This window comes from Clostridium sp. CAG:43, assembly GCF_000434655.1.
Taxonomy (GTDB): domain Bacteria; phylum Bacillota; class Clostridia; order Lachnospirales; family Lachnospiraceae; genus Otoolea; species Otoolea fessa.
Map to the genome: position 1 here is coordinate 23653 of NZ_FR895117.1, position 2920 is coordinate 26572.

Here is a 2920-nt window from a genome sequence, read left to right on the forward strand (position 1 = left end):
CGGTGCCAGCGTGACCCATGTGGACGCCTCCAAGGGCATGGTAGCCTGGGCGAAGGAAAACTCCCGTTCCTCCGGGCTGGAAAATGCACCTATCCGCTGGATCGTCGATGACTGTGTGAAATTTGTTGAGCGTGAGATCCGCCGCGGCAACCATTACGACGGAATCATCATGGACCCGCCGTCCTACGGCCGCGGACCGAAAGGCGAGATCTGGAAGATCGAAACTTCGATTTACCCGTTCGTGCAGCTCTGCACGAAACTGTTATCGGACAACCCGCTCTTCTTCCTCATCAACTCCTACACCACCGGGCTGGCGCCGTCCGTCCTGACCTATATGCTCTCAACCGAAGTTGCCCCCACCCACGGCGGCACAGTGAAATCGGACGAGCTGGGACTTCCGGTTACCCGCACCGGACTGGTATTACCATGCGGTGCATCCGGACGCTGGGAATCTGGTAAATAACACTGGTATTCGGATGACATAGACACCCCATTTTTAAGTTTGATTCCTATTCATTCCAATCCCGGATATCTAACAGCCCCGGGACCAGTTCCCGCGCACTCGTCTCTAATATAATTCGCCCCTTCTCGGCATTTGCACCAGACGGATCTCCTCCTATTCCAATCGGCGATCCGTCTTTTGTTTTCCAGTCCTCCGACACCCAGCCGATCGAAACCGGACCGTATGGCTTCAGGGCGCGGGTCTTCTCAAACGCCGTCGGCTCTCCCGCTTCCGAAAGTTCCAGCTTCACAAGACTCTCATCGACCGCCATTACCATCGATGTCTCCATCTCTCCACCGTGGAAATCCCAGATATTCCCCTTTGAAATCGTTGCTTTTACATCCGGATGACCAAATGCCCCCGCTGAAAGGATAAACGGTGCAATCCCCAGCTCACTCCGAAGTTCCCAGCTTAAAACCTGCGCAATCGGCGCATTCCCACCATGGCATACCAAAAAAGCCAGCTTCTTAAAACCGTGATGCGCCAGGCTGACGCATATATCATATAAGAGATGATAGTAAGTGTCCGGCCGGACTGTAACCGAACCGCAGAAATTCTTATGCTCTGTACTTAAGCCCACCGGAATCACCGGAAACAGCAGCATCGGGAAGTCTTCTTCCCCCTCTGCCTCCAGCGCCTTTTTGATCTCCTGACTCATCGCCTCCGCGATAATATCATCCGTTCCCAGTGGTGCCTGATTGCCGTGCTGTTCCAGAGCCCCGAGCGGAATCAGGACAATCGTGTTCTCACGGTCCACCTGCTCCATTTCCCATCTTGTCAAATCTCTATAGTTACGTATCATAGTATCTCCTCCTCTTATAAAAACAGATATGTCTTTGCACGTTCCATCAAACAAAAAGGATTGTCCGGGATTCTCCCCCAGGCAGCTTTCCCAGCGGTTTCCCGACAATCCTTTCTATGAAATGGTTCTGCCGTTTCACAGCAAACAGCCAAATCCGTCAAACCATTCCTCTTATTTCATTTTATACTGCTTTCGGCACAATCTTCGCCGCACGCAGGCGTACAAACAAAAGCTGTCCAACGATATAGTTGAGTCCCACTTTCAATACGTTGAATGGGATCGTCGCCAGGATGATAAATCCATTCAGGTCTTTGATCGCCGGGTTGACCGACGCTACCATGCGGATCACTTCATCCAGCGGCAGGCTCATCGCTTTCGCATATAACGGAAGCGTAATGTTCGCATTGATAAAGCATGCACACGCGGTGCGGATCACGATACTGAGCAGAAGCGCTTCTACAGCTGCCTTACGGTTAGCGCCCAGCTTCTGATAGAGGAACCACAGCGGCCATACGAACAGGAACGCCGCAATCAGGTTGGCCAGCTCACCGACGTACATCGTGTTAGTTCCGACAGTAATCAGCTTGATTAACAGCTTGATGACTTCTACACAGATACCGGATACCGGTCCCATCAGAAACACAGCAATCACAGACGGTACATCACTGAAATCCACCTTATAAAACGGCGGCATCATCGGAACCGAAAATTCCAATGACATCAGCACGCCAGCAACCGCTGCCAGCATCGCCGTATAAATCAATTTTTGAATACTCCATTTTCCTGTCTTCATCTTAAATCTCCTTTCGGTTTTAAAACTCATTTCTCCGAAGGAGGAGTATGAATCAAGTGCCGGACTAGCTGCATTTGTAAAACTAAAAAAATCCCGGTCGTTCGGGACCTGGGATGATAAATCACAACTTAGCCGATGTACACCAGCCTGCTTGCGCTCAAGCGGTACACTCTCTGACTCCTGCCTCTTCTCTCATCCAGACTATACTGTCGGTTTCGGAATCTCACCGAATCGGCCGCCATCGCGGTTCGCGGACTATACCGCCGGTAGGGAATTTCGCCCTGCCCCGAAGAAATCATGGTAATTACTCCGTCTTCATACCTATAAACATATGAATCTGCGGAGTAATTATCTCACCCGTTCATAGTATCACATACAAACGAGAATTTCAATATTTTTTTAACAATCTTTCTTTTCGTTTTTCTCATCTACGGCATCGCCGCCCCGGCATCCAGCATACCTCCGGTTGCCACTTTGCCGGACAGACTCTCAAGTGGCCGCGCCGACTGCAAAATACGGTTTCTCACATCCATAAGCGACAGGGACGCATCGCAGGAGTACAGCATTGCCGCCGTTCCGGTTACCATCGGTGCCGCCATCGACGTGCCGCTCATGTAGGCATAGTCATTGCCCGTGATCGTACTCAGGATATAATTGCCCGGCGCTGCCAGATCCACGCTTCTCACCCCGTAATTGGACGCACGGTCGAGCTGACCGTCAAAGCGCAGGTTTGCCACGGAAATGATATTGTCCAGTTCAAAGCTTGCCGGGTACATCGGCTGCTCATCGATGCTGTAGCCATTGCCGGAGGCGTCGCCGTTTC

Annotated in this window: 3 protein-coding genes, 1 pseudogene and 1 riboswitch; of the genes and pseudogenes, 1 reads left to right on the forward strand and 3 read right to left on the reverse strand. The window is 51.5% G+C overall.

Annotation, left to right across the window (positions count from 1 at the left end; all coding sequences use genetic code 11):
• Positions 1–463 (forward strand): annotated as a pseudogene (locus QVO97_RS12120) (SAM-dependent methyltransferase); the annotation flags it as partial.
• Between the two features lie 46 nt (positions 464–509).
• Here the strand turns inward: QVO97_RS12120 and QVO97_RS12125 are convergent.
• The 3 genes from QVO97_RS12125 to QVO97_RS12135 all read right to left on the reverse strand — a co-directional run.
• Complete coding sequence (locus tag QVO97_RS12125; protein WP_022360579.1) at positions 510–1304, reverse strand: creatininase family protein; 795 nt, start codon at positions 1302–1304, stop codon at positions 510–512.
• A gap of 181 nt (positions 1305–1485) precedes the next feature.
• Positions 1486–2097, reverse strand: coding sequence for an ECF transporter S component (locus QVO97_RS12130; RefSeq protein ID WP_022360580.1), 612 nt, complete (start codon positions 2095–2097; stop codon positions 1486–1488).
• Positions 2098–2277: 180 nt separating this feature from the next.
• A riboswitch (FMN riboswitch) is annotated at positions 2278–2395 on the reverse strand.
• 130 nt (positions 2396–2525) lie between these two features.
• On the reverse strand, positions 2526–2920 hold a 395-nt coding region (locus QVO97_RS12135), incomplete at its 5' end, for a S8 family serine peptidase (RefSeq protein WP_288189763.1).

Excerpts from the sequence above, each read along its gene's own strand:
- QVO97_RS12125 (WP_022360579.1), bottom strand. The coding sequence starts at position 1,304 with ATGATACGTAACTATAGAGATTTGACAAGATGGGAAATGGAGCAGGTG.
- QVO97_RS12130 (WP_022360580.1), bottom strand. The coding sequence starts at position 2,097 with ATGAAGACAGGAAAATGGAGTATTCAAAAATTGATTTATACGGCGATG.